Origin of the sequence: Saliniramus sp. (assembly GCF_035311605.1) — a bacterium.
Classification (GTDB): domain Bacteria; phylum Pseudomonadota; class Alphaproteobacteria; order Rhizobiales; family Beijerinckiaceae; genus Saliniramus.
In genome coordinates this window covers 1-6337 of sequence record NZ_DATGCW010000141.1, presented here as the reverse complement: position 1 = coordinate 6337, position 6337 = coordinate 1, and the positions used below count along the sequence as shown (strand labels likewise).

The following is a 6337-nucleotide window of genomic DNA, read 5'->3' as shown; positions in this document are numbered from 1 at the left end:
CAGGCTGGGCAATCGGGGTGCGGGCAGCATGTGCCGCAGGCGCACCCCATGCGTCATCAGCGCGATTGCGCCGATCAGTGTAAGGACCGGTATGGCCCAGACCATGACCACGGCGATATCCGAGCGCGCGGCGGCACTGGTGGCGGCGAAACCGGCCACACGCAGGGCCACGACACCACCGATCGCGACCGCTATGGCGAACCCGCGTCCCTGGCGTGTGGTCCGTGCTTCACCGAGAGCGGCGAACGCAATCGCCGCCATGGCGAGCACGTAGAGCCAGGCGCTGAGTCGATCATGCAACTCGGATCGGAACCGTCCCGGAAAGGCGGCGTAGACCGGATCGCTGTCATCGATCGTGAACAGCTCGAGAGTCGAGCGCTCGCGCGGCTTAAAGAAGGTGAGATCACCTTGCGGAGCGAAAGCTGAGAGATCGACCGCATAGCGCTCGAAGGCGACGATGGAGCTGTCACGGGCACCAGGGGTGAGCGTATGCACGCTGCCGCGTTCGAGCACGAGATAGCTCTCGTTGTCCATTCGGGCGATCTGGCCAGCCTCGGCGATATAGACGAGGGTGCGCCGGTCGTCGCGGCGATCCTGAAGGAATATCCCCATCAGCGCCTCCCCGGAGCGCTCGCGGAACGAGAAGGTCACGCCCCGGTCGATCTCGGTGAACTGCCCCTCCCGCACCAGATTGGCCACGAAATCGGCGCGAATCTGGGTGATCAGGAAGCGCAGTTCATTGAAACTCGCCGGCACCAGCACCACAGCCATGACACCGACCATGGCGGCAACGCCTCCGGTCAGCCAGCCAAAGGGGCGCATGATCCGCCAGAACGACATGCCCGCAGCATTCATCACCACGAGTTCCGAATCACCATTGAGCTTGTTCAGCGTATAGAGAATGGCAATGAACAGGGCCACCGGTGCGATGATGGCCACGAGGGCGGGCAGCGACAACAATGTGAAAGTGAGGAACACGACCACCGTCTGCCCCTGCCCGGTGAGCAGATCCACTTCGCGCAGCGCCTGGGTCAGCCAGATCACCGCCGTCAGACCGAGCAGGCAGACGAGGAAGGCGGTGACCGCGATCTTGAGAATGTAGCGTTCGACGAGCGGCATGCCGTGTGTCACTCCCACTGCTGATCTGGCTAGCCCACCCCCGCGCCGCTGGCAAGCGCGGGCTCCATGCGCTCCGCTCACCAAAGCGCGAGTGTGGGTTATCGCGTTGTCAGGCTGCGCGACGATCAGCGCTCGGTGAGCTTGAATTCGATGCGGCGATTGCGGGCATAGGCCTCTTCGGTCGTACCCGTATCGATCGGCTGGAACTCGCCGAATCCGGCGGCCAGCAGATTCTCCGGTGGTACACCGGCATCGATCAGATATTCCACCACCTCGATGGCGCGCGCTGCCGAGAGATACCAGTTCGAAGGAAAGCGCGCCGTCGCGATCGGTCGGTCATCGGTATGACCGTCGACGCGCAGCACCCAGGCAATATCGGGGGGGATCTCCTCGGCGAGCTCGAGGATCGCCGCAGCCACGCGATCGAGTTCGGGTTGCGGGCCCTCGCGCAGTTCGGCAGTACCGAGGGGAAACAGGATTTCCGACTGGAAGACGAAGCGATCGCCAACGATGCGGATATCGTCGCGCTCGCCAAGGATCTGGCGCAGACGCCCGAAGAAATCCGAGCGGAAGCGGGCCAGTTCCTGTACCCTCTGGGCGAGGGCCACGTTCAGTCGACTGCCCAGATCGGCGATCCGGGCCTGGCTTTCGCGATCACGCGCCTCGCTGGCGTCGAGCGCGGATTCCAGCGCGGCGATCTGCCGGCGCAGGGCCGAGATCTGCTGGTTGAGGATATCGATCTGATTCATGGCGCGTGAGGTCGCTTCCTCCTCGCCCACCAGCGCCTCGGCCAGTTCCTCGGCCCGGTCCGAAACGCCTTCCCCGGCATCCAGCATGGCTTGCAGGCGGGCCTGTTCGGCCTCGGATTCGGACAGCGTGCTCTCAAGCGAACCCAGCGTGTTTTCCAGCTCACGCCGCGTCGAACGCTCGAGGGCGAGCAGATCGGTCAGTTCCGCGATCTGGCGGTTGAGCCGTTCCATCACGGTATCGCGCCCGGAAATCTCCTGGGTCAGGAAGAACTGGCCGAGCACGAAGATCGAGAGCAGGAAGACGATCACGAGCAGAAGCGTCGACAGGGCATCGACATAGCCCGGCCAGTAATTCAGGCCACGATCGCGTCTGGAGCGGGGCGCCAGCGCCATGGCTCAGCCCTTGTCCTGTGACGAGAGCCGCTCCAGCACGGCCTTCAGTTCCTTCTCGCGGGTGGCTTGCGCCTCCACCCAGTCGCGGATCATCTGCTGCTCGGAGCGCATGTGCTGCACCAGCCCCTGGATGCCCTCGGCAAGGTTGGCCATGGCCTGCGTCGCCTGCCGCCCGCCGCCGCCTTCATTGATGGTGGTGGTGAGCTTGTCGAGGGCGCGTGCCAGCTCCGCGCCGCCGAAGCCCGTCGCCGCAGGCATGCCGCGCGGTGTCTCGATGGCGGGCTCTTCAACCGCATGGGCGGTGAGGTAATCCTCGAGCTCGGTGAAGAAGCGGTTCTGCGCCTGGCCCGCCTGCAGATCGAGGAAACCGACGACCAGCGACGAGCCGAGGCCGAACAGCGAGGACGAAAATGCGATACCGATGCCGATCAGCGGCGCGGACAACGAATTCTTCAATTCGTCGAAGAGAACCGCCGCATCGCCCCCGGTGGGCAGGGCCGCGATGTTGCGCCCGACCGCCCCCACCGTCTCGATAAGTCCCCAGAAGGTGCCGAGCAGGCCGAGCAGGATCAGCAGACCTGCGAGATAACGGACGATTTCGCGGCTCTCGTCGAGGCGCGCGCCGATCGTATCGAGCAGGGTGCGCATCGTGCCGGCATCGATGCTGACCGCGCCATTGCCGTTTTTGCGACCGATGGTCTGGGCGATCGGAGCCAGCAGGATCGGGGCGCGACCCTGATAGGCGCCGTCGCGCAGATCCAGCGAATTCACCCAGCGCACCTCCCGGAACAGCCGCGCCACCTGCCTGATGGCGAGGATGATGCCGACCAGCAGCACGCCGACGATCAGGCCGTTGAGGCCCGGATTGCTCAGGAAGGCGTTCCAGATCGGCCGATACAGGATGAAGGCCAGAAAACCCGCCAGAATCAGAAAGACCGCCATACGGATCAGATAGATCCGGGGTGCGCTCAAGGGTTTGGGCGTCTCGACCGCCATATTTCCAACCGCCATGTTGTTCGACCGCAGATCACGGCCATCGCCGCCCGCCTGGCGACCACGCTTCCACGATAGCCCGCCCGCCGGAATATTTTGCGTTCAGAGCGTGATCCGAACCGACCGGGCCCGGCCCACAGCCGAATGATCTTTTGCCGCATCATTGTACCGTCAGCCGGTAACCACCTGACACGATGATGCTTTAGCACAAGCACGCCCGTATTGACCATGGCCTGACGCGCGTCGTCGCGACCCGTTCGATTCGCCGCCGCACCGGCGTAAGGCGGTCCGGCGGAAGCGGGTGTGCGCGTTTGGTGGCCGCGCGATTGTTGCCATCGGGGCACCGGGCGCGTAAGCCCGATCATGGCGCGCGCGCATGCCGCGACAAGCGATGATGGAACGCAATGACCGATTCCCGCCATCCGGATGATAACGGCAAGATCGATGCCGGCCCCGAAAGCGGTCCTGCGGATGGCCGGAAGGGCCCGCCCCCACGCCTCTTGCGCTTCGTGACGACCCCGATCGGCTGGCTCTTCGGGCAGGCCTATCTTCTGCTCGCACTGACCATGCTGATGTGGGGCGGCAATGCCGTGGCCAGCCGTCTCGCCGTGGGCGAGATTTCGCCGATGGCGCTGACCTGTCTGCGCTGGACCGTGGTTATCGTCATCGCGGTCGCGATCGCACACAAGGAGCTGGTGCGCGAATGGCCGCTTCTGCGCGAGAAACTGCCCATGATCATCGGCATGGGGGCGCTCGGGTTCACCGGCTTCAACGCGCTGTTCTATGTCGGCGCGCATTATACCACCGCCGTCAACCTCACCATCATTCAAGGCGCGATGCCCATCATCGTGCTCATCGGTGCCTTGCTGGTCTACGGTACGCGTATCACACCCCTTCAGGTGGCGGGCACCATCGTGACGCTCACCGGCGTGGCCCTGGTGGCCACACGCGGGGAACTCGCGACGCTCCTGCAATTCGCCTTCAATCCGGGCGACCTGCTGATGCTTTGCGCCTGTGTGCTCTATGCCGGTTATACACTCGGCTTGCGCAACCGACCGCAGGTCTCGGGGCTCGCCTTCTTCGCCATCCTCGCCATCATCGCCTTCATCACCGCCGTTCCGCTGCTGGGCATCGAGATCGCCATGGGGCAGGTCCGATGGCCGACCCTGAACGGCTGGCTGATCATTCTCTATGTCTCGCTGTTTCCCTCGTTGATCGCACAGTTGTGCTTCATGCGTGCGGTCGAGCTGATCGGGCCCGGGCGCTCGGGCCTGTTCGTCAATCTCGTCCCGATCTTCGGCGCCGGTCTCGCCGTGATGATCATCGCTGAACCCTTCCACCTCTACCACGCCGCCGCCCTCGCCTTCGTCCTGGGCGGCATTGCGCTCGCGGAGCGCAAGCGCGGGCAGTAGAGAATGCGCGGCGTATTCGTGAACACAGACCAACGCGGTTTCCGCGTGGCGCCGTCTCGCCCGGTCTGACGGGATCGGGCAGTATCGCCGCAAGACAAGATCCGGCGTGCGCGCGCCGCAAACAACGCATTCGCGGAGGAAACCCATGACGAAGACCTATTCGATCGCAGTCATTCCCGGTGACGGAATCGGCAAGGAAGTGGTGCCGGAGGGCGTGCGGGTTCTCGAAAAGGCCGCCAAACGCCACGGTTTCACCGTCAAGCTGGACTGGTTCGACTTCGCCTCCTGCGACTATTACGCGAAGCACGGGCAGATGATGCCCGATGACTGGAAGGCGCAGATCGGCGGGCATGACGCGATCTTCTTCGGCGCGGTGGGCTGGCCCGATACCGTGCCCGACCACGTCTCGCTCTGGGGTTCACTCCTGAAATTCCGCCGCGAATTCGATCAATACGTCAATCTGAGACCCGTGAAGCTGATGCCCGGCGTGCAATCGCCGCTCGTGGGGCGCGAGCCGGGCGACATCGATTTCTTCGTGGTGCGCGAGAATACGGAAGGCGAATATTCCTCCGTCGGCGGGCGCATGTTCGCCGGCACCGAACGCGAGGTGGTGATCCAGGAAACGGTGATGAGCCGGGTAGGCGTGGATCGTGTTCTGAAATATGCCTTCGAGCTGGCGCGCCGCCGCGAGCGCAAGCATGTCACCTCGGCGACGAAGTCGAACGGCATCTCCATCACCATGCCCTATTGGGACGAGCGCATGGAGGCGATGGCGGCGCAATATACCGACATCACCTGGGACAAGTTCCATATCGACATCCTGACCGCACATTTCGTGCTGCATCCCGACTGGTTCGACGTGGTCGTGGCCTCCAATCTGTTCGGCGACATCCTCTCCGATCTCGGCCCCGCCTGTACCGGCACGATCGGCATTGCGCCATCAGGCAACATCAATCCGGAAAACGCCTTCCCCTCGCTGTTCGAACCGGTCCACGGCTCGGCCCCCGACATTGCCGGGCAGGGAATCGCCAATCCGATCGGGCAGATCTGGTCGGGGGCGATGATGCTCGATCATCTGGGCGAGCGCGAAGCCGCCGCCGAGATCGTGGCTGGAATCGAGCGGGTTCTCGCGGAAAAGACGCTGCGCACCGGCGATCTGGGTGGAAATGCCGATACCGTGACTTGCGGAAAGGCGGTGGAAGAGGCCATCTGACCGGTATTGCCGTATCGATCACGCAGGAGCCTCTTCCCGATGACGCAGTTTCCCGACATCGCCCGTTCCCCCGCCGCGACCGCCCCGCTCTCGCCGATGCAGCCGGGCGCTTTCTCGACGAAGGTCTGGCAGGACAATCTCGCCCTCTACGAGACGATCCGCACCATGCCCTTCAACCAGGAGCTCGCCGCCGGCACGCTCTCGAAGGAGCGCTTCACGCAGTACATCGTGCAGGACGCGCATTACCTGATCGGATTCGGGCGCGCGCTCGCCATCGCCGCGGCAAAGGCACCGCATCCGGACCAGATCGTGCAGTTCTCCAAGGGTGCGGAAGTCGCGGTGGTCGTCGAGCGCTCGCTGCACGGCTCCTTCTTTGACGCTTTCGGCATCACGCAGGACATGTTCGAGACGACACCGGTCTCGCCGGGCTGCAGCCATTACGTTTCCTATCTGCTGGC

The 6337-nt window shown here is 64.1% G+C and carries 5 protein-coding genes and 1 pseudogene; 3 read left to right on the top strand and 3 right to left on the bottom strand.

Annotated features, from left to right (window positions below; genetic code table 11):
- The 3 genes from lptF to VKP01_RS06910 form a co-directional block, all read right to left on the bottom strand.
- A partial coding sequence (lptF, locus tag VKP01_RS06920; RefSeq protein WP_324411428.1) for an LPS export ABC transporter permease LptF occupies nucleotides 1–1119 on the bottom strand: 1119 nt, incomplete at its 3' end.
- Nucleotides 1120–1244: 125 nt separating this feature from the next.
- On the bottom strand, nucleotides 1245–2261 hold the full coding sequence (locus VKP01_RS06915; RefSeq protein ID WP_324411427.1) for a peptidoglycan -binding protein: 1017 nt from the start codon (nucleotides 2259–2261) through the stop codon (nucleotides 1245–1247).
- Between the two features lie 3 nt (nucleotides 2262–2264).
- Nucleotides 2265–3272, bottom strand: coding sequence for a flagellar motor protein MotA (locus VKP01_RS06910; protein WP_324411426.1), 1008 nt, complete (start codon nucleotides 3270–3272; stop codon nucleotides 2265–2267).
- Between the two features lie 548 nt (nucleotides 3273–3820).
- Here VKP01_RS06910 and VKP01_RS06905 point away from each other — a divergent pair.
- The 3 genes and pseudogenes from VKP01_RS06905 to VKP01_RS06895 form a co-directional block, all read left to right on the top strand.
- Entirely contained in the window at nucleotides 3821–4666 is an 846-nt protein-coding gene (locus tag VKP01_RS06905; RefSeq protein ID WP_414706541.1) for a DMT family transporter, read from the top strand.
- Between the two features lie 145 nt (nucleotides 4667–4811).
- Nucleotides 4812–5879: a tartrate dehydrogenase gene (locus VKP01_RS06900; RefSeq protein ID WP_324411424.1), complete on the top strand. Its 1068-nt coding sequence runs from the start codon at nucleotides 4812–4814 to the stop codon at nucleotides 5877–5879.
- Nucleotides 5880–5975: 96 nt separating this feature from the next.
- A pseudogene (locus tag VKP01_RS06895) lies at nucleotides 5976–6337 on the top strand (thiaminase II); the annotation flags it as partial.